At 46.7% G+C, this 18,642-nt stretch carries 23 protein-coding genes; 22 read left to right on the top strand and 1 reads right to left on the bottom strand.

Annotated features, from left to right (window positions below; all coding sequences use genetic code 11):
• Positions 1 to 521 precede the first annotated feature (521 nt).
• The 12 genes from E6W40_RS14940 (at position 522) to E6W40_RS14885 (ending at position 8,876) form a co-directional block, all read left to right on the top strand.
• A complete protein-coding gene (locus E6W40_RS14940; RefSeq protein WP_136606175.1) occupies positions 522 to 1,115 on the top strand; it encodes an RNA polymerase sigma factor in 594 nt (197 codons plus the stop codon).
• Entirely contained in the window at positions 1,112 to 1,714 is a 603-nt protein-coding gene (locus E6W40_RS14935; RefSeq protein ID WP_136606174.1) for an anti-sigma factor, read from the top strand. Before E6W40_RS14940 ends, E6W40_RS14935 begins: the two co-directional genes overlap by 4 nt.
• 42 nt (positions 1,715 to 1,756) lie before the next feature.
• Positions 1,757 to 2,347: a histidine phosphatase family protein gene (locus E6W40_RS14930; RefSeq protein WP_136606173.1), complete on the top strand. Its 591-nt coding sequence runs from the start codon at positions 1,757 to 1,759 to the stop codon at positions 2,345 to 2,347.
• Positions 2,348 to 2,438: 91 nt separating this feature from the next.
• Positions 2,439 to 3,572, top strand: a complete 1,134-nt coding sequence (locus E6W40_RS14925; RefSeq protein ID WP_136606172.1) for a hypothetical protein — start codon at positions 2,439 to 2,441, stop codon at positions 3,570 to 3,572.
• A gap of 43 nt (positions 3,573 to 3,615) precedes the next feature.
• Positions 3,616 to 4,122 carry a gamma carbonic anhydrase family protein gene (locus E6W40_RS14920; protein WP_136606171.1) on the top strand — a complete coding sequence of 169 codons (507 nt, stop codon included), beginning with the start codon at positions 3,616 to 3,618 and terminating at the stop codon, positions 4,120 to 4,122.
• Positions 4,123 to 4,145: 23 nt separating this feature from the next.
• On the top strand, positions 4,146 to 4,325 hold the full coding sequence (locus E6W40_RS14915; RefSeq protein WP_136606170.1) for an IDEAL domain-containing protein: 180 nt from the start codon (positions 4,146 to 4,148) through the stop codon (positions 4,323 to 4,325).
• Positions 4,326 to 4,475: 150 nt separating this feature from the next.
• Entirely contained in the window at positions 4,476 to 4,907 is a 432-nt protein-coding gene (locus tag E6W40_RS14910) for a DUF2487 family protein (RefSeq protein WP_136606169.1), read from the top strand.
• A 177-nt stretch (positions 4,908 to 5,084) separates the two neighbouring features.
• Positions 5,085 to 5,627, top strand: coding sequence for a Rieske (2Fe-2S) protein (locus E6W40_RS14905; protein WP_211147009.1), 543 nt, complete (start codon positions 5,085 to 5,087; stop codon positions 5,625 to 5,627).
• A 15-nt stretch (positions 5,628 to 5,642) separates the two neighbouring features.
• Complete coding sequence (gene qcrB, locus E6W40_RS14900; RefSeq protein ID WP_127607180.1) at positions 5,643 to 6,314, top strand: menaquinol-cytochrome c reductase cytochrome b subunit; 672 nt, start codon at positions 5,643 to 5,645, stop codon at positions 6,312 to 6,314.
• A 19-nt stretch (positions 6,315 to 6,333) separates the two neighbouring features.
• The gene (locus E6W40_RS14895) at positions 6,334 to 7,212 is read left to right on the top strand and encodes a c-type cytochrome (RefSeq protein ID WP_136606168.1); all 879 of its coding nucleotides are present in this window, start codon (positions 6,334 to 6,336) and stop codon (positions 7,210 to 7,212) included.
• A gap of 108 nt (positions 7,213 to 7,320) precedes the next feature.
• On the top strand, positions 7,321 to 7,953 hold the full coding sequence (locus E6W40_RS14890; protein ID WP_136606167.1) for a DUF1405 domain-containing protein: 633 nt from the start codon (positions 7,321 to 7,323) through the stop codon (positions 7,951 to 7,953).
• Between the two features lie 53 nt (positions 7,954 to 8,006).
• A complete protein-coding gene (locus tag E6W40_RS14885; RefSeq protein ID WP_136606166.1) occupies positions 8,007 to 8,876 on the top strand; it encodes a sporulation protein YpjB in 870 nt (289 codons plus the stop codon).
• 168 nt (positions 8,877 to 9,044) lie between these two features.
• On the opposite strand, the gene E6W40_RS14880 is transcribed toward E6W40_RS14885, so the two are convergent.
• Positions 9,045 to 9,914, bottom strand: a complete 870-nt coding sequence (locus E6W40_RS14880) for a YitT family protein (RefSeq protein WP_136606165.1) — start codon at positions 9,912 to 9,914, stop codon at positions 9,045 to 9,047.
• A gap of 183 nt (positions 9,915 to 10,097) precedes the next feature.
• Between E6W40_RS14880 and E6W40_RS14875 the strand changes: the two genes are divergently transcribed.
• From E6W40_RS14875 to panC, 10 genes are all read left to right on the top strand, one after another.
• On the top strand, positions 10,098 to 10,427 hold the full coding sequence (locus E6W40_RS14875) for a nucleotide pyrophosphohydrolase (RefSeq protein ID WP_136606164.1): 330 nt from the start codon (positions 10,098 to 10,100) through the stop codon (positions 10,425 to 10,427).
• Positions 10,428 to 10,483: 56 nt separating this feature from the next.
• A complete protein-coding gene (locus tag E6W40_RS14870; protein ID WP_136606163.1) occupies positions 10,484 to 11,011 on the top strand; it encodes a tetratricopeptide repeat protein in 528 nt (175 codons plus the stop codon).
• Between the two features lie 32 nt (positions 11,012 to 11,043).
• A complete protein-coding gene (gene dapB / locus E6W40_RS14865) occupies positions 11,044 to 11,847 on the top strand; it encodes a 4-hydroxy-tetrahydrodipicolinate reductase (RefSeq protein ID WP_136606162.1) in 804 nt (267 codons plus the stop codon).
• 21 nt (positions 11,848 to 11,868) lie between these two features.
• Positions 11,869 to 12,288 (top strand): methylglyoxal synthase, encoded by a 420-nt coding sequence (mgsA, locus tag E6W40_RS14860; protein ID WP_136606161.1) that lies wholly within the window; start codon positions 11,869 to 11,871, stop codon positions 12,286 to 12,288.
• Entirely contained in the window at positions 12,285 to 12,998 is a 714-nt protein-coding gene (gene bshB1 / locus E6W40_RS14855; protein ID WP_136606160.1) for a bacillithiol biosynthesis deacetylase BshB1, read from the top strand. Before mgsA ends, bshB1 begins: the two co-directional genes overlap by 4 nt.
• A gap of 112 nt (positions 12,999 to 13,110) precedes the next feature.
• The gene (bshA, locus tag E6W40_RS14850) at positions 13,111 to 14,274 is read left to right on the top strand and encodes an N-acetyl-alpha-D-glucosaminyl L-malate synthase BshA (protein ID WP_136606159.1); all 1,164 of its coding nucleotides are present in this window, start codon (positions 13,111 to 13,113) and stop codon (positions 14,272 to 14,274) included.
• Positions 14,275 to 14,313: 39 nt separating this feature from the next.
• Positions 14,314 to 15,570, top strand: coding sequence for a CCA tRNA nucleotidyltransferase (locus E6W40_RS14845; protein ID WP_246073016.1), 1,257 nt, complete (start codon positions 14,314 to 14,316; stop codon positions 15,568 to 15,570).
• Complete coding sequence (locus tag E6W40_RS14840) at positions 15,567 to 16,544, top strand: biotin--[acetyl-CoA-carboxylase] ligase (protein ID WP_136606158.1); 978 nt, start codon at positions 15,567 to 15,569, stop codon at positions 16,542 to 16,544. Before E6W40_RS14845 ends, E6W40_RS14840 begins: the two co-directional genes overlap by 4 nt.
• Before the next feature lie 346 nt (positions 16,545 to 16,890).
• On the top strand, positions 16,891 to 17,763 hold the full coding sequence (panB, locus tag E6W40_RS14835) for a 3-methyl-2-oxobutanoate hydroxymethyltransferase (RefSeq protein WP_136606157.1): 873 nt from the start codon (positions 16,891 to 16,893) through the stop codon (positions 17,761 to 17,763).
• Complete coding sequence (gene panC / locus E6W40_RS14830; RefSeq protein ID WP_136606156.1) at positions 17,760 to 18,641, top strand: pantoate--beta-alanine ligase; 882 nt, start codon at positions 17,760 to 17,762, stop codon at positions 18,639 to 18,641. The genes panB and panC overlap by 4 nt, the downstream gene beginning before the upstream one ends.
• Position 18,642 lies beyond the last annotated feature (1 nt).

The raw sequence follows: 18,642 nt of genomic DNA, 5'->3' as shown, positions 1-18,642 counted from the left end.
TTTTTCAATGGGAGGAAGGAAAGGGTTACGAAGTCTCAAATTTTACGGGATTACCGGCCGAGGGTGTTTGGAAAGATGTTGCTCAAATAGGGGTAGACGGGCCGTCATGAATGGTGGTCTTTTTTGTGGGTAAGTAGACAAGACAATGAACTTTCCACCGAAAACAATGCCTTAACGTACCTCTAAAAAACGACTCGGAAAAAATATGTATTTTCTAGTAACTTTTTAAGGATTTGTTTCGTCTAATAGGATATTGAGTATATTTTTATGATGGGAAAAATCTTTATGTACCAGCAAAATTCGGCAATATGTGCAGGGTTTAACTGACTATCAAACATTAATATGGTACAATGAATAAGATATTTTTATAGAATCGTTGGTGAAATTACCAATACATAGGTTTGCTTGACGAAAACCGCCAACGCGAGTAGTCGACCGCAACTTTTCAAGTCCTGTTCGGTACTAATATACAACTGAATCGAACGGAAACGCTTTTGTACGGGCGAGGAGGTTACATAAAAATGACGGATTCCCAGATGATTAGGGAAATCAAGGAGGGCAATGTTGAGCTCTTCTCTGAATTAATGCGCCGTTATCAGCGGAAAATATTGGCTTTTGTTTATCATATGCTTAAAAGCTCCCACATGGAGCTCATGGCAGAAGACCTATGCTCCGAGACATTCTATAAGGCTTTTCGCAGCCTGCACTCATTCCGGGAAGTAGATGCTTCTTTCTCGACATGGCTGTATACGATTGCACGGAATACCGTGCTTAGTGAGCTGAGAAAGCAAAGAGGCGCACATATCCCTTTGGAGGAAAGCGGGGTTACCCCGGTAGCGCCGGCAGAGATTGCCCCGGAACAAGCCATTCTGCGTAATGAGAAAGTGGAGCTTGTCCGCGAGGCCATTAATAATTTGCCGGAGAAACAGCGGTCAGCCTTAATCCTTCGGGAGTACGACCAGCTGGACTACCAGGAAATAGCAGATATTCTTGGACAAAGTGTCAGCTCGGTCAAATCCTTGCTGTTTAGAGCCCGATCCAGTGTTAAATTACAGCTGGAACCGTATTTTTATGAGAATTACAATGAACAATACGAAGGGATGAAAAGCAGATGACTTGCGATGAAGCTCAAGAAATATTCGGGCTGATATCGGATATGGAGGAGCATGATCCAAGACTGCGGCTGCTGAAGGAGCATATGACTACATGCAGCGACTGCGCGGCCGAGTTTGAATTATGGTTGGAGAGCAGCAGCTTCATTATGGATTTGCAGGATGAACCATCCGAAGCGCGTGCTGAGGAAATCAACCGGAATGTCATGGACAGGATTTATCGTGAATCCCCGTGGCTAATCCCGGATCAAAGCAAACCGTTTGATGTCCCTGCGGTTGCCAGAAGGCATCTGTCACGTTGGATAGCCGGCTTTGTCATGGTTTTTCTGTGCAGCTTTCTATACTTTATGCTAATGGATAAACCTCATGTGAAAGAAACGGCGGATGCAGCCACAGGCATTTTGCCAACCGGAATTGCTGGTCATGCGACTTTGGTATCGGATCGTTTCAGTTACGACATCCCCGCTGCAAACAGTGGGATTATTGAGCCACTTGTCGTAGGGATGGGTCCTACTCATCCGCAATACTGGATGATTCTGTCGGTGCTAGGTGTTGCAATGGCTTTGTTTTCACTACGGAAATTAAGTCACATGCGAAAATAGAACGGTTCTTCCTTGAACTGCAGATAGAAAGTGGGTTCACATATGAGAATCGGTTTAGTCCGGCATGGGTTGACGGACTGGAATATGCTGGGCAAAATTCAAGGGCAAAGTGATATACCACTTAATACGGAAGGCCGAAGACAGGCAGAACTTCTTGGTGATCGTCTGCTGCTTACAGAGGAGTACACATGGGACTTTGTGATCAGCAGCCGACTTTCACGAGCAGAGGAAACCGGGAGAATTATAGCCTCGAAGCTGAACATACCCATACTTGAGCCTGATCCGAGATTAAATGAGCGTTCATTCGGTCAGGTGGAAGGCCTGACACTTTCCGAAAGGGAGAGTAAATGGGGCCGTGATTGGCATTTGCAGGAGCTCGGTCAGGAAAAGGATGAAGAGATCCAGGCACGGGGTCTTGCTTTTATGGAAGACACGTGGAATACATATCCTGACAAAAATATGCTAGTCATTTCTCATGGTGGCTTTTTGGCGCAGCTTTACCGCTCCTTGTATAAGGAACGCTATACGGAAAGGATAGGTAATCTGTCCTTAACGATTCTTGAGAAAACGGATCTGGAATGGGTCCCGCTTCTCTATAATTGCACAAGGCATCTCTTGGAAAACAAGGAATAACCCGAACTCATTCGGGTTATTTTTTTTGTCTCTACCGAATAAAAATTGTAATAATTCCCATAATGGTATTAAAACGGCGAGGCGATCAGAGATGAATTTAGCGGATATGCTGACATACGCGGATATCGGCCAGCTGACAACCATTGCGGAGCATTATGAATGCGAATGCAAACGGAATTCCAAGCATGAACTGATCCAGAGCATTTTGGTTATGCTAAGCCGCAGGGAATTCATTGAGCAACAGGTCAGTAACTGCTCGGCCAAGGATTTACGTTTTCTAAATACCCTTTTGTTTGATAACCGCAATTCATACAGCGTAGAAGAGCTGCAGGCCATGATTGCGCAAACGGCATTTGATGGTGAGCAGAAGGGCAAGAAGAAGCCCGAAAGTCCCAGAGAAGCAATTGCGCGCTACAAACGGAGCGGTTGGCTGTTTAACGGAATGACGCAAAACACGAGATTTTTGTTCCAGATGCCTAATGATTTGAAGGACAGGTTTAGATCAGAGCTAGGGATGACACTCCGCAAACAAATCAGCAGGACAAGCGAGCCTCCTGTTTACCGGGAGGAACAGAATTTATGCGCGGATGATCTGTTACTATTTCTCCGGTACTTGCATCAACAGGATATCGAGCTTAATCAGGAGTCAGTGATGTATCGACGTCATCAACAGCAAATCATGGAGATGCTGCATGTGAGAGAGCAGCTGGTGTTGAAGGGTGGTTGGCGTTTTGGCTATGGCAGAACATTCGGATCCTATCCAAGCCGGTTTGCATTACTGTACGATTTTGCATACTACCATGAATATATTTCGGAAGATGGACTAAGGCTGCGTTTAACCGCTAAAGGAACTGAGGTTCTGGAAGGCGGAATGAAAGAGAGCATGGTACAAATTTTTCGTTTCTGGTTAAGACTTTATAAACAAGCCGTGCCAAACCTTTCCTCACTGGTATATTGGACAAGCGAATGCACTAAAGACTGGGTAACGGTTTCGTCTTTGCATCAGGCTATAGGATGGCTGATTAAGCCATACTACTACGATACGGCAGAATCGATATTGAATGAGCGAATCCTTGGGATGATGCTTCATTTGGGATTGCTGCGGATTGGAGAAAGCCCTGAGCAGGGCATGGTTGTTCAAATGACCGCCTGGGGGCAAAAGGTTGCCGGCAAAAGCTCTGTTTTGGGTGGAGGTACGCTCCATGCATCCATTGACAAGACCTGAGCGGAGTTGTTAAAATCACTCCCAAAGTTAGGAGTGATGAGAAATGTTATTGCGTTATGGTCAGCATATGCCCAAGCTCCATCCTTCGGTCTATGTGGGCGAGGGAGCAAAGATTATCGGGGATGTTCAAATGGGAATGGACTCGAGTGTTTGGTTCAACGCAGTTCTCAGAGGCGACATGGCACCGATTATCATTGGCGAACGCTGCAATATTCAAGATGGAACCGTCGGGCATGTGAATACGGATGAGCCACTGATCTTAGCCGATGATGTTTCCGTTGGACATTCAGCCATCATTCACGGATGTACGATAGGTAAGGGTACATTAATCGGCATGGGGGCCATTGTATTGAACGGGGCTGACATTGGAGAATATGCTTTAATAGGAGCAGGTTCTATCGTTACTGAAAATAAAAAAATTCCACCCTATACCCTTTCCCTGGGGTCTCCCGCGAGAGTGGTCCGTGAATTAACGGAGGCGGATTTGCAAAGAATGTACCGAACGACTCAAAATTATGTGGAGAAGGGGAAGGAGTATAGGATGTTCTAAACAAAAGCTTGGAGGTGCATCCTATGGATAAAATGAAAGTTACGTATGAAGTCATGTTGGGGCTGGCGGCTGAAATGGTATGGGACGAAGCATTGCGCAAACACCGGAGCGAGGAGCTTTACCGAGAAATTGATCGGGCGCTGGCCTCCGGAGACGAATCGGCTTTCCGCAATCTTACGGATGAACTGAGGTTGCTGAACTGAAAATATAACTGAAAAGAAATGCAGTTCGCTGCAATTCATTTATTAAATAACAGATATAAATGAATTGAAAGACATCTGCATTTCTTTTTTTACTTCAGTCTTGGCATAATATGAAATATAATGGAGAAAAATGATGGAAGGATGAAAGTAATGAAGTTCAGTGAAGTGGACGAGGCTTCCTGGCCGGAGCTGCAGCCCTATTTCGACACCTGCCTTATCCCCTATACCGGACTTGCCGGCAAGGAGAATCCGATGCAGGCCACCGCAGCTTTGGAGCGGCTGCGGGATTTCATGGATCTGGTTGAGATTCCGTATAAGGGCAGAATAATTACATATCCGGCTTTCCAGTATGGATTGCAGCAAGAAATGTCACTTTTGAATGAAATATGCCGAAATGTGAAAAGTACAGGATTTAAATATGTAATCGTCATGTCATCAGACAATTTACTTCAATCAGAGGATTTAACGGAAGCAGATCTTATTCTTTCACGGTCTGAGATGAAGGAGCTGGAAGGGAAGGAACTTGCGGCTGCTATACAGGCAAAAATCCAAATTTTATGGAATCCTGTCCTTCTGACGTAAATGTGACAGAAATTCAACAATTTATTTGGGTAAATCTTCATCTATATGATAAAAAGATCTGGATATTCTTGACGGTCTTATAAGGCTAATATATTATTATTATGTCCTAGTAAGTCGTGTGATAATAATCATTGAAAGCACTTAAAGAATTGGTTGACAAAGGGGGTTGAAGACATTATGAGCAACCAAAATGACCACCATGAACCATCTGGAAAACCACCCGGGCGTAAAGAAATGTCCCGTCGACAATTTCTGGCTTATACTTTAGGTGGTGCAAGCGCATTTATGGCAATGGGCCCTGTCCTGCCTATGGTGCGGTTTGCAGTTGATCCGATTCTGCATAAAAAAGGTGAAGGCGAATTCATTAAGGTCGTGGAAGTAAACAAAATTACGGACGAGCCTCAGGAATTCACTTTTGAACTCCCTCAGCAGGATGGATGGTATGCGAGCAAAGCTACGTTAACAGCTTGGATCCGTAAGGATGAAAAAGGGAAAATCTACGCGCTGTCCCCGATCTGTAAGCACTTGGGCTGTACAGTCGGCTGGAACAATGATAAAAATTTCCCGGATGAGTATCACTGCCCATGCCACGGCGCACGTTACACCAAACTCGGCAAGAACTTGGCTGTAGCCCCAAAACCACTCGACACGTACAAATTGCAACAAAAAGACGGTTGGGTATACTTGGGACAACTGGAGCCAAATACTGAAGTGAAATAGGAGGCGTAGATTCGGATGTTTAAGAATGTTTACAACTGGATTGATGAACGTCTTGATGTCACGCCGATTTGGAGAGACGTTGCTGACCATGAAGTGCCTGAGCATGTTAACCCGGCGCATCATTTCTCCGCATTCGTATACTGCTTTGGCGGATTGACGTTTTTTATCACGGTCATTCAAATCCTGTCAGGAATGTTCCTGACCATGTATTATGTACCGGACATCATCAACGCTTATAACAGTGTTGAATACCTGCAAACGCAAGTGGCCTTTGGCCAAATCGTACGCGGTATGCATCACTGGGGCGCGAGCTTAGTTATCGTAATGATGTTCCTGCACACCATGCGCGTGTTCTTCACAGGTTCTTACAAAGCACCTCGTGAAATGAACTGGGTTGTTGGTATGCTTCTTTTCTTTGTTATGCTGGGTCTGGGCCTTACAGGCTATCTGCTTCCTTGGGATAACAAAGCTTACTTTGCTACAAAGGTTACCCTGGAAATTGCGAATTCCGTTCCATGGCTTGGGCCAATTATCAAGGAATTCCTGCAGGGCGGAACCATTGTAGGTGCAGAGACGCTAACGCGCTTCTTCGCACTGCATGTATTCTTCCTCCCAGCCGTATTGCTCGTACTGATCGTGGGACACTTTATCATGATCCGCAGACAGGGCATTTCCGGTCCACTATAATAAGAAGGGAGGAATATCGATGGCACATGGAAAAGATTCAAAAGAAAAAGTTGTATATGTAGGCGATTCCCGTGTTAAAAGAGGCGGCGGATTTATAACTCCTCCGGATTACACTGCGTTTCCGGGCAAATCGGAAGCGTTCATCCCTAACTTTCTTTTGAAAGAATGGATGGTTGGTGTTGTTGTCCTTGTAGGGTTCCTGGTACTTACCATCGCAGAACCTGCTCCACTATGGTTCCCTGCGAATCCGAGTGCGTCCATTATTCCGATGCCGGACTGGTACTTCTTGTTCTTGTATCAGTACCTGAAGCTTCCATACGCTTCCGGAAGTTATATCGTTCTTGGTACGATCGGCGTAAGCGGCGTGGCTTTCGGCTCACTGCTTCTGGCTCCATTCCTGGATACAGGTAAAGAACGTCGTTTCAATCGCAGACCGATTGCATCGTCATTAATGATTCTTTCTCTGATCGCGGTTGTATATTTGACCAACAGCGCTTGGACTCATTACAAGGATGAGATGGCTGAAACGGGTCAAATTCCTGAGAACATTCAGCGTGAAGAAAAAGCTGCTGAGAACAAGGCTAAAGGTCTTCCTACGACAAGCGGCAATCAGCAAAAAGAAATTGCTATTGTAGATAAGGAAAACCCAGCCATGGAATCCTTCAAAAAAGCGGGCTGTATTTCTTGCCACGCTGCTGATATGAAGGGTGCTAGCGGTCCATCGCTTCGCGGTGTCGGTGACAAACATAGTAAAGATGACATTCTGAAAATTATCAAAGAGGGCTATGAAGGTAAAATGCCTGCGATGTACGATAGTGCAATTGCTGCAGGCTTGACCGACAAAGACGTTGATAATTTGGCAGACTGGCTTTCCAAACAAAAGGCTGAAGCAAAATAAGCCGAATATACTTACCAAAAACCTGATCGTGAAAGCGGTCAGGTTTTTTTGGGAGTATAGGATAACACAGGGATTAATTTTAAAGCTCTTCATGTAGGAGGGACGATCATGTCCATTTCTTTTTTTTGGAGCCGTGCATTGCTGACTAACCGTTTTGTTTTATGGCTGCTGTTTTGGTGTAATCTGGCCGGAACTATATATGGTTATATGTGGTACGGTGAACAGATGGAATATACCATCGCCCATAATGCCATTTGGCAGGTCATTTTTGTTCCGGACAGTCCAACGGCCAGTCTTTTTTTCACGATCGGTGTTCTCTTTTTATTGTATCCTCCGAAGTCGCAGGCACTGAAGGGATTCAGTTTTCTGATGGAATCACTGGCAGTCGTCACTTCTGTTAAATATGGGATATGGGCGGTAAGCATTATTTTTGCCGGAGCCGCACAAGGGGATCATCTGGTATGGCAGGATTGGATGCTGGTGGCATCGCATCTTGCGATGGCTGTAGAAGCGCTGCTGTTTGTTCGTTTCTTCCGCTTTGGAGCTATTATGCTGATTCCGGCTGCGGCATGGACCTTCCTGAATGATATTGTGGATTATACATATGGTGTGTTTCCTTGGCTTCCTAATGAACTGCAGGATGATCTCCTCGGAGTTCAGTATTTTACTTTAGGATTGACTGTCTTCAGTGTACTTCTGGCCTGGGTCTTTCTAAGGCTTGCCAAACGCAAAAACATATAGCTTGTTCTACAGTCATCCCTTCTGCCATACATTTACGGTAGGAGGGATGTCCTATGCGGCGGAGCAAACGATTATTTAAACTTAAACCATGGTTATTTATATTTCTGGCGGCTCTATGCATGACTATGCAGCCTGCTAAGATAAACGCTCTTGGTGGTAACCAGGATTCCGGAAAGCCAGCAGAGGCTGTTAAGCAGGCGGAAGCGCTTAGCCAGACTGTTGAGCGGTTGTATCAGCATGTTCTCGAAGGAGATACCAATCTCGTCAATAAGGATCTTCAAGAGGTTGATTCTATATTCGAGAATTCCTCTTTGCAAAAACTGACTACTGTTGAAGGTATACATGCCCTATCGGAGAGTATCATCGAAATGAAAGAAGCCGTTGCCAGGGTTCAGCTGGATCCGAAACATTGGCTTGCAGCATCGGCCAAGCTGAGAATGGCGGCTGACAGTATAAACAATCCGAAGCAGGCCTTGTGGCTTCAGTATTACAAGCTGATTCGTGAAGAACTCACTCAAATGGGGGCTAACACCGATAAGGGTGATTTTCTAGCCGCAAAACAGGCATACGAGCGTCTCCAGGAACATTATGAAATCATACGTCCGGCTGTAATCATACAACGCAAGCCTGCTGACGTAACGATGGTGGACTCATGGCTTTCCTATGCGGGAGGATTAGTCAACGCAGTGACACCCAAACCGGGAGAAATGCAGAGAAGTATTGAGATAGGCGAGGAAATTTTCAACGGTCTGTTTGGCAAGAAAAAGGATTCACCGGCTCTTGCTCCTTTGGACCAAGTCAACGGGCCATGGCCTTGGGCGATATGGGCGGGTGCTTTTATCCTCGTCATTCTCACATATACAGCATACCGGAAATATCGGGGAGAGCGGGACAGTTTTAAAAAGGTGACACCGAAGTGGTAAGAACACTAACGATGCATACAGAAGACCGATCATGTTTACGGAAGTTTTACTTGCGGGATCAGGGATCGATCAAGCGTCAGTGGAGTTTGGTGTTTTGATTATTTAATTCAAAAAAATCTCCTCTGAACATAAAATCCAGAGGAGATTTTTTTTTGATTGAGATCGGTTTTAAGTTTCCTTGAATCCTTCTCCCAGTACATCATGGACGTCATTAATAATGACAAATGCACGTGGATCTATGGATTTGACAATCCCATTTAATCTGCGTATTTCATGCCTGGCGACAACACAGTAGGCCATATGCTTGGCCTGTTTGGAGTAGGCGCCAATCGCAGGAATGAGCGTAACTCCCCGTTCCATCTCTACCGTGATCAGATCGGCAATTTCAGGCGCATGATCACTGATGATCGTAAAGGCTTTGGCAGCGTAAGCCCCTTCTTGTATGAAATCTATGACCTTAGACGAGATGAAGACGGCTACAAATGTATAGAGAATTTTTTCTCTCGGGATAAAGAAAAGGGAAGCACCTATTATGATGATATCGATGCCCAGAATAACCTGACCCATACTCCAGCCGAATTTCCGGTTGCATATTCGCGCCACGATATCTGAACCGCCAGTCGTTCCGCCAAATCGGAAGACGATACCCAGTCCTACACCTAGTGTCACACCGGCATAGAGAGAGGCAAGGATATAATCCCGTTCCGTTTGAAAGGGCGAAATCCACCCTGCGTTAATCATTTTTTCAAACAGCCATAAAAAAAACGTCAGTGAAGCGATACCTACGCCGGTATATACCATCTGCTTTGATCCCAGTATTTTCCACCCGAGCAAAAACAGCGGAATGTTAAGAATCAATGTAGAGAGCGCGGGCGGTATGGAAAAAGCATAGTTGAGAAGCACGGTGACACCGGTCACACCGCCTTCCATTAACTGATTGGGGATAATGAAGTAGAGCAGTCCAAAAGCATAAATCGCAGCCCCGAGTATAATCGGCAATACCATTTTCATTTGTACGAACCATTTAGATGAACTCATGATACCCCTCGCATAGCTAAAAGTAGGAAGAATTTGTTCTTCGCTCCATTCTTAGTATACCTTTTTCCCTTCAGATTTAAAAAAGATTTGTTTTCAATTCTGCTTTGCGATAACATATGGAGTAAACTAATACCGGATTTATCCGGTAAAGGGATACAGCTAAAAAGGGGGAAGGTCATCAAGATGGAGAAGTCTTTGGCTGAAATGCAGAGGGAAGTTGACCAGTATATCTCCCAGTTTAAAGAAGGGTATTTCAGTCCTCTGTCCATGCTGGCGCGAATGTCGGAAGAAGTCGGCGAGCTGGCGCGAGAGGTGAATCACAGCTTCGGAGAAAAGCCGAAAAAGGCCTCTGAGGAAGATAATTCGATCGAGCTTGAGCTAGGGGATATATTGTTCATAACGATATGCTTTGCCAATTCCTTGGGTATTAATCTGGCCGAAGCGCATGACAAGGTCATGCATAAATTTAATACTCGTGACGCGAACCGGTGGACGAAAAAGGACACCGAATAAGTCCGTCATACATATGCTGTACAATAGCCCGTAATAACAGGGGGGAGTACAGCATAATGAAATCCGAACAATACGTCCGGAATGCCTATCACTGCATTTTGCAGAATGATTTTGAAGGGGCCATACAATGGTTTGAAGCGGCTGTAACCGAGGATCCGGAATCCGCAGAAATTCATTATCGCTGCTCCGTGACCTACGCCAGAAGCAGCAGGCTCGAGAAGGCGCTCGATCATGCGCAAAGAGCATGTGAGCTGGACCCGGAAAAAGCAGAATATTTGCTTTATCTACAGCATTTGCAGTCCATGAGGCTGGTGCAGGATGCGAAAAAAATGATCGATTCCGGTAAGGTGGCACCTGCAAGTGACTTATACCAGACAGTATCCATGCTGAAGGAAGCTGTGCGGCTCGATCCACTGTATGGTGAGGCGTATATTTGGCTTGCTTTAACGTACAGCCAGCTGAATGAACATGCATTGGCGATATCCTCGTTGAAGGAGGTCATAGCGCTTCAACCGCAGGATCATGGACTACAGGATATGCTCGCTCAGCTTAAAAATCGATTAAGCACATATTTACATGATTGATGAACATAGTACAGGAAGGCGGGGGAAAGCAGATGTCAGATCAGATTAAAGTTGCTGTAGCCGGTGCAGCCGGCAGAATGGGAATAGAGGTCGTTAAGCTTGTACTTGAGGATGCAAATCTTCAGCTGGTAGCAGCTGTGAACCGCTCTCAGGAAGGCACAGACGCAGGTACATTAGTAGGCTTGCCAGCTTGCGGAATCAAGCTGACGAGTGATCTTGAGCTTGCTTTAGTGGAAACAAAACCGGATGTCCTGGTCGACTTCACAACGCCTCAGTTTGCTTATCCGAACACGGCGCTGGCTGTCTCTCTTGGCATCCGGCCAGTTGTAGGCACCACCGGGTTTACTCCCGAACAAATCGAAGAGTTGGACAAGCAGTGTCAAAGTAAGGGGATTGGCGGACTGATCGCACCGAATTTTTCGATTGGCGCCATTCTTATGATGAAGTTTGCTGCTCAGGCGGCCAAATATTTCCCTCATCTGGAGATCATGGAATTCCATGGTGACCAGAAGCTGGATGCCCCATCAGGAACTGCGATTAAAACAGCTGAGATGATTGCTCAGAACCGCGAAGAAATTCGTCAGGGCAATCCGAAGGAAGAAGAGACAATTGATGGTGCAAGGGGCGGCTATTACAATGGCTTCCGCATTCATAGTGTCCGCCTTCCGGGCGTATTTGCACAGCAGGAAGTGATTTTCGGCGGTTTCGGCCAGACATTGAAAATCCGCCATGATTCCTATGAACGGGCAGGTTATATGCCTGGTGTGAAGATGGCCATTGAAAAAGTTATGAGCTATACCGGTATGGTTTACGGATTTGATCACTTTATAGAGTAGCTTCTAAAGGAGTGGGACAGGATGAAAATCGCATTTATTGCACATGACCGTAAAAAAGACGAGATGGTCAATTTTGTAACGGCCTATGAAAAGGTATTTGAAGGACATGAACTGTATTCAACTGGAACGACAGGGAAACGGATCATGGAAAATACAGACTTGAAAATTCACCGTTTTATGTCTGGCCCCCTCGGAGGTGATCAGCAGATCGGAGCACTTGTCGCGGAAAACGAAATGGATCTGATTATATTCCTGCGTGATCCACTGATGGCTCAGCCGCATGAACCGGACATTAATGCTCTATTGAGACTTTGCGATGTGCAGGGCATACCGCTCGGGACCAATATTGCAACGGCGGAAATTTTAGTCAAAGCACTGGATCGCGGAGATTTCGCTTGGCGGGAGCTGGTGCATAAATATAAACCAGGTGCTGAAATATGAGTGAATCGCTAGATATTTTGGTATTCGGAGCACATGCGGATGATGCCGAAATTGGTATGGGCGGTACAATCTTAAAGCATGTAGAAGCCGGGTACCGTGTAGGGATTTGCGATTTAACATTTGCTGAAATGTCTTCTAACGGTACCGTTGAGCGGCGCCGGCAGGAAGCAGAAGCAGCTTCCGGAGTTCTTGGGCTCACGATGCGGAGCAATTTGGGACTTCCTGACCGCGGTTTGTTTAATACTCCTGAGCATATTGAGGCAATCACTGCAGAAATCCGCCTCCATGCGCCCCGAATCGTGTTTGCACCCTATTGGGAGGACCGGCATCCGGATCATGTCGCCTGCAGCAAGCTTGTAGAAGAAGCTGTTTTTAACGCGAAGCTTCGGCGTTATATGCCGGACAAGCCTGCGGTGCTCGTGGATCAGCTTTATTTTTACTTCATTAATGATATGGGCAAAGCCGACCTCATGGTTGATATAACGGCCCAGCAGGAGAAGAAGGAACAATCCCTTCTGTGCTACCGTTCACAGTTTGAAAGCAGCAAGGATGGGGAAGATGCCGTTTCGACCCCGCTGAATCAAGGGTATATTGAACGTGTGCGGTCCCGGGACAAGCTTACCGGCCAACGCAGGCTTGTTCCCTATGCGGAAGGCTTTGCTGCACGATCACCTTTTCTTGTGGACAAATTCATGAAGGATTCCCATTAAAAAAGTCAGGGCTGATCTTTTGGAGATAACAGGAGATCAGTTCTGGCTATTTAACGCTTTGGGAACAATAATATAAACATATAAAGAATGTTTAAGGAAGGAGTGGGTCACATTGAGCCAACAATTGAAAATTGGCATCACATGTTATCCGTCTTTGGGCGGTTCTGGTGTCGTAGCGACTGAGCTGGGGAAGCTGCTGGCTGAAAGAGGGCATCAGGTCCATTTTATCGCACATAGCATACCATTTCGCTTGGGCGGAACGTTTCATAAGAATATTTTCTATCATGAGGTGGAAGTCAGCGATTATTATGTATTCCGCTACCCGCCGTACGATATGTCATTAGCCACGAAAATGGCTCAAGTTGCGAAAATGCAGCAACTGGATGTTCTGCATGTGCATTATGCGGTTCCGCATGCTGTCTGCGCGTTTCTTGCCAAGCAAATGGTGGGGGATCAACTGAAGGTTGTGACGACACTCCATGGTACGGATATTACCGTCCTGGCGCAGGATGAGTCTTTAAAAGACCTGATCCGGCTGGCCATTAATGAAAGCGATGCAGTAACTGCTGTGTCCCGGGATTTGATCAACGAGACGCGTGATGTTCTAGATATCAGCAGAGATATTGACCTCACCTATAATTTTGTGGATAAACGGATCTATTATCCGCGGGACACTAGCTCACTCCGCAGCGATTTTGCTGAGCCCGATGAAAAAATACTGATGCATATTTCCAATTTCCGTCCCGTAAAACGGGTGGGGGATGTAGTTGAGATTTTTGCGAAGGTAAATGAGAAGGTTCCTTCCAAGCTCTTATTTGTTGGAGAAGGTCCGGATTTGCCTAAGGTACAATGCAAAATTCAGGAGCTTGGTCTGCAGGATAAAGTCTTTTTCCTTGGAAAACAGGATGAAATTGCACAAGTGATTTCGCTTGCGGATGTGCTGCTGCTTCCTTCCGAGAAGGAGAGCTTCGGACTCGTTGCGCTTGAAGCGATGGCCTGCGGCGTACCAACGGTCGGTTCACTTGCCGGTGGCATCCCTGAGCTTGTCGTACACGGGGAAACCGGGTTTTTGGCTCCAATCGGGGATACGAAGCGCATGGCGGATTACACGATTCAGCTTCTGTCAAACGAGGCGCTTGCCGCGAATTTCCGGGAGGCATGTTTGAAGAGAGCTTGCCGTGAATTTGCTGATGGGCTCATCACACAGCAGTATGAGCAAATTTACTATCGCGTACTGGGACGTGAGGTTCCGCAGCTTAATCCGGTTTGCGGCTAATTCAAAGCGGTAATAGCTGTAGGCGGGAGGTTAAATATTTTGGTAACTTGGAAACAGGCTGACGCAGATATGGCGTTTCATAGTGAAGCGGTGGTATCCAAGCTGCTTGAGTGTGGCCATGAAGCTTACTGGGTAGGCGGATGCGTGAGAGATGAGCTCATGGGCAGACCTGTGCATGATATGGATATCACTACATCCGCATTACCGGAAGAAGTAGAGACCGTATTTGAGCGGACTGTACCGACAGGCATAAAACATGGAACGGTTACGGTGCTTTGCGGATCTTTCGCTTATGAGGTAACGACATACCGAGTTGAGGGAGCCTATGAAAATCACAGAAGACCTGCAGAGGTCGAATTTGTCCGTGATTTGAAGGAAGATCTCAAACGGAGAGATTTTACGATTAATGCAATTGCAAGAGCGGTTGATGGAACGATTGTCGACCCCTTTGAAGGGACAATGGATTTAAGTAAAGGCCTTGTCCGCTGCGTGGGCAATGCGAGAACTCGGTTTCAGGAAGATGCTCTGCGTATGGTCCGCTGTATCCGGTTTGCCTCGGTGTTCGGATTTGGCATCGCTTACCGCACATGGAAAGGACTGGTTGAAGAGCGGGAGGGTATCCGTTATATTGCCATGGAACGGTTTCGGGTAGAACTTGAAAAGCTGATGGATGGCAGTACGCCATACAGAGGACTTCTACTTCTTCACCGGAGCGGGCTGCTGAAAGATGCAAAAATCCCTTTTACATATGAACCAGATCGAGACTTGGTATCGGTGATTGATGACATATCCCCCGAAAATGTGGTCATCCGTTGGGCAATGCTCCTTTATGCCTGTGGATTAAGCGCACAAGGGGCACATGACGGCTTGCGTTCATGGACGTTTGCGAATACAATGCGGGAACAAATAGCGGGGATTCTGAGTGTCGGTGAGGCCGTAGGAGCGATGAATACGGAAATCCCTTATCAAGAACAATGGATTTCATTGGTGCTTCAACATGGAAGAGAGACGGCTGAACGATGGCTATTCATGGCAGGTTACATTACCCGACGGTACCCAGGCATTTACCCTCCTGAACTATTGGAGAACGGCCATGCTTGGACCCGCGAGATGGGAATTTATCATTTATCCGAGTTGTCCGTTACGGGGAGGGATCTGATGGATCTCTCCGGACGCAGAGGCGGTCCATGGGTCGGAGAGATACTTGGCATCCTGCTGGTTAAAGTAGCTTCTCGAATTCTGCCCAATGACAGAGAGATATTAATTGATGAAGTGAAACGGGTGATGATGACATGAGTGAGAAGGAAACACTTCTGGATTTGCTGCTTGAGAACCCGCAGGAGTTTATATCCGGCGAAGAGATCAGCCGCAGGCTGTCTGTTAGCAGAACGGCCGTTTGGAAACAGATCAATAAACTCCGGGAAGCGGGTTACGAATTTGAGGCTGTGCCCCATAAAGGTTACCGGATCCTGCGCAAGCCCGAGCGGCTTGATACGCTATCGTTGACCAAAGCTCTGAAGACAAAGACAATGGGTCAAAAGGTGAAGATCATAGATTCTACCGTATCCACACAAGAGGAGGCCAAGTTATTGGCCGAAGAGGATGCACCTGAAGGGACTCTTGTGATTGCGGAAGAACAGACCGGCGGTAAAGGAAGAATGGGACGTAAATGGCACTCACCTAAAGGCAAAGGAATTTGGATGAGCCTGGTACTGAGACCCAAACAGCCGATGCATTACATGCCGCAGATGACATTGATGACCGGAGTTGCCGTCTGCCGGGCAGTACGCAGAACGACAGGAGTTATGGCCGGGCTGAAATGGCCTAATGACCTGTTGGTGAATGGGCGGAAGATCAGCGGTATTTTGCTGGAATCCGCAGCAGAGGATGAGTATGTGCGCTATTGCATTGCCGGAATTGGTATTAGCGTTAATCTGGATCCGCAGGATTATCCGGAAGCGCTGACCGATGTTGCCACCTCACTTAAGATCGAAGCCGGTGAAGAGGTTGATCGAGTGGCTCTTATCGCGGCTGTTCTGGAAGAGTTTGAGGTGCTTTATGCCCTGTATCAGCAGGAAGGCTTCGGACCGATCGCATCGCTTTGGGAAGCATTATCCGTTACTTTAGGGAAGTCCGTGACCGTTAATACAGCCCGTGGAGCTGTCATAGGTACTGCGGAGAAGCTGGATCTTAGCGGGGCGCTGCTGGTCGCAACCGGCGAGGGACAGCATGTGTCTATTTTTTCCGGAGATGTCGAACTTAAACGCTGAAATCATCCACAGGATTTGCTAAGATATAATATATCGTAAGAAAAAAACTTCCGCATAAAACGTGGCCCATGCTGATTTGAATGTACTTCGATAGATGTTTTTGTTATACTGACATGTAGAGGCGGTATCGGCGTGACCGAACTGCACTCTGCCTGTGCAAGTGAAAGACATGTAGCATTCATAAAGCAAGACGCCGCTACGTTGGATTCTGCTCTGAGCCGAAGGGACCGAGACAGAAGGGACGATCGCAAGTGACTCTTTTTTGCCCTTTCGGAACTTTTTAGTGAAATTACTAAAAGGTTTTTTTGTTTTTCAAAATATTCCGAAATGGAAGGGGCTGCAAAAAATGGCAGTTAAACATCCGCTAAACATTGTGAAAATGAAAAAAATGAAACAGGAGGGCAGCGCGCTCAGTATGGTCACCGCTTATGATTACCCTACCGCGCGTCTGGCTGAGGAAGCAGGCGTGGATATGATCCTGGTCGGCGATTCACTTGGAAATGTTGTGCTTGGATACGACTCGACACTTCCGGTTACGATTGAGGATATGGTATATCATACACGCTCCGTTGTACGTGGAGCAGGGAATACCTTTATTGTCGCGGACATGCCTTTTATGACATATCACGGAAGCATTGATGAAACACTGCGCAATGTGCGAAAGCTGATGCAGGAAGGTCATGCTCAAGCCGTCAAGATGGAGGGCGGGAGAGAGATCTGCGCAGCAGTTGAAACGATTGTCGGAGCCGGTGTTCCTGTACTCGGACATATCGGTCTTACACCGCAGTCGGTGAATCAGATTGGCGGCTACCGGATTCAAGGGAAGGATGAAAAGGACGCGCAGCGTCTGCTGGATGATGCCAAGGCATTGGAGCAGGCAGGAGCTTTTGGCGTTGTTTTGGAACTGGTAACGGAGCAGGTAGCTGAATTCATCACGTCCCAGTTATCCATTCCAACGATTGGGATCGGTGCCGGTCGCGGTGTTGATGGCCAAGTGCTTGTATTCCATGATATTTTTCAATATGCTTCCCCGTACCGCAGCAAAAAATTTGTGAAAACATTCGGTGATGCCGGAACCTTGATCCGAGAAGGGCTCGCTCAATACGTCAAAGAAGTGAAGGAACGTTCTTTTCCGGATGAGAGTCATGTGTTTACTGCAGAGGATCAAGTTGTGGAAAACTTATACGGTAAAGGCCGGGAAAAGGTGAACAACGCATGAAAGCTGTAAGAACAATTACAGAACTAAGAGCACAAATTGAGGAATTAAAGTCCTCTTTAAATAAAACTACCGTCGGCCTGGTACCTACAATGGGGTATTTGCATCAGGGCCATGCCAGTTTGATCCAAGCTGCCAAAGAAAAATCGGATATCGTGGTAGTCAGCATTTTCGTCAATCCTATCCAATTTGGACCCGGAGAGGACTTTGAAACCTATCCACGTGATGAAGAAAGGGATTTGGCAGCCGCGGAGGGTGCAGGAGCTGATCTGGTATTCCTGCCCTCAGTTGAGACCATGTATCCCAAAGCTGCGAAGACGCGAATTGCTGTCTCAGAAGTAACCTCTGGTTTGTGTGGAGCTTCGCGTCCGGGGCATTTTGACGGCGTAACGACAGTTGTTAGCAAGCTCTTCCATATCGTTCAGCCGAATTATGCTTTTTTTGGCATGAAGGATGCGCAGCAGGTGGCGGTCATTGAGCAAATGGTCTTTGATCTGAACTTTAATGTCGAAATCGTTCCTTGTCCGATCATCCGTGAGGAGGACGGTCTGGCACTTAGCTCACGTAATGTTTACCTGAGCCCTGAAGAACGCTCACAGGCCCTTGTGCTTTCCCAGTCACTGCGTAAGGCACAGGCGGCCCTGGAGAAGAGGGAGATTCGGACAGCAAGAGAGGCAAGAGATCTTTTGGTGAGCAACATCAGTAAATCTTCACTGGCAGTGATTGATTACGTAGAAGTTGTAGCTTTTCCAGAGCTTTCACTTCTGGAGGATGAAGCAGGCGTATTAGAAAATGGTGAACCTGTTCTGATGGCTCTTGCTGTGAAATTTGGCAAAACCCGTTTGATCGATAACTGTCTGTTATACCCGAAGGGAGCATAAG

Origin of the sequence: Paenibacillus dokdonensis (genome assembly GCF_004916975.1) — a bacterium.
Lineage (GTDB): Bacteria > Bacillota > Bacilli > Paenibacillales > Paenibacillaceae > Paenibacillus_AQ > Paenibacillus_AQ dokdonensis.
Note: the sequence above shows the minus strand (reverse complement) of the source record. Positions and strands in the feature narration are given on the sequence as shown.

Excerpts from the sequence above, each read along its gene's own strand:
- E6W40_RS14840 (WP_136606158.1), top strand. The coding sequence starts at position 15,567 with ATGAGTGAGAAGGAAACACTTCTGGATTTGCTGCTTGAGAACCCGCAG.
- E6W40_RS14875 (WP_136606164.1), top strand. The coding sequence starts at position 10,098 with ATGGAGAAGTCTTTGGCTGAAATGCAGAGGGAAGTTGACCAGTATATC.
- dapB (WP_136606162.1), top strand. The coding sequence starts at position 11,044 with ATGTCAGATCAGATTAAAGTTGCTGTAGCCGGTGCAGCCGGCAGAATG.
- E6W40_RS14935 (WP_136606174.1), top strand. The coding sequence starts at position 1,112 with ATGACTTGCGATGAAGCTCAAGAAATATTCGGGCTGATATCGGATATG.
- E6W40_RS14880 (WP_136606165.1), bottom strand. The coding sequence starts at position 9,914 with ATGAGTTCATCTAAATGGTTCGTACAAATGAAAATGGTATTGCCGATT.
- E6W40_RS14940 (WP_136606175.1), top strand. The coding sequence starts at position 522 with ATGACGGATTCCCAGATGATTAGGGAAATCAAGGAGGGCAATGTTGAG.
- E6W40_RS14870 (WP_136606163.1), top strand. The coding sequence starts at position 10,484 with ATGAAATCCGAACAATACGTCCGGAATGCCTATCACTGCATTTTGCAG.
- E6W40_RS14925 (WP_136606172.1), top strand. The coding sequence starts at position 2,439 with ATGAATTTAGCGGATATGCTGACATACGCGGATATCGGCCAGCTGACA.
- E6W40_RS14930 (WP_136606173.1), top strand. The coding sequence starts at position 1,757 with ATGAGAATCGGTTTAGTCCGGCATGGGTTGACGGACTGGAATATGCTG.
- qcrB (WP_127607180.1), top strand. The coding sequence starts at position 5,643 with ATGTTTAAGAATGTTTACAACTGGATTGATGAACGTCTTGATGTCACG.
- E6W40_RS14910 (WP_136606169.1), top strand. The coding sequence starts at position 4,476 with ATGAAGTTCAGTGAAGTGGACGAGGCTTCCTGGCCGGAGCTGCAGCCC.
- panC (WP_136606156.1), top strand. The coding sequence starts at position 17,760 with ATGAAAGCTGTAAGAACAATTACAGAACTAAGAGCACAAATTGAGGAA.
- mgsA (WP_136606161.1), top strand. The coding sequence starts at position 11,869 with ATGAAAATCGCATTTATTGCACATGACCGTAAAAAAGACGAGATGGTC.
- bshB1 (WP_136606160.1), top strand. The coding sequence starts at position 12,285 with ATGAGTGAATCGCTAGATATTTTGGTATTCGGAGCACATGCGGATGAT.
- E6W40_RS14915 (WP_136606170.1), top strand. The coding sequence starts at position 4,146 with ATGGATAAAATGAAAGTTACGTATGAAGTCATGTTGGGGCTGGCGGCT.
- E6W40_RS14895 (WP_136606168.1), top strand. The coding sequence starts at position 6,334 with ATGGCACATGGAAAAGATTCAAAAGAAAAAGTTGTATATGTAGGCGAT.
- E6W40_RS14905 (WP_211147009.1), top strand. The coding sequence starts at position 5,085 with ATGAGCAACCAAAATGACCACCATGAACCATCTGGAAAACCACCCGGG.
- E6W40_RS14885 (WP_136606166.1), top strand. The coding sequence starts at position 8,007 with ATGCGGCGGAGCAAACGATTATTTAAACTTAAACCATGGTTATTTATA.
- E6W40_RS14920 (WP_136606171.1), top strand. The coding sequence starts at position 3,616 with ATGTTATTGCGTTATGGTCAGCATATGCCCAAGCTCCATCCTTCGGTC.
- E6W40_RS14890 (WP_136606167.1), top strand. The coding sequence starts at position 7,321 with ATGTCCATTTCTTTTTTTTGGAGCCGTGCATTGCTGACTAACCGTTTT.
- panB (WP_136606157.1), top strand. The coding sequence starts at position 16,891 with ATGGCAGTTAAACATCCGCTAAACATTGTGAAAATGAAAAAAATGAAA.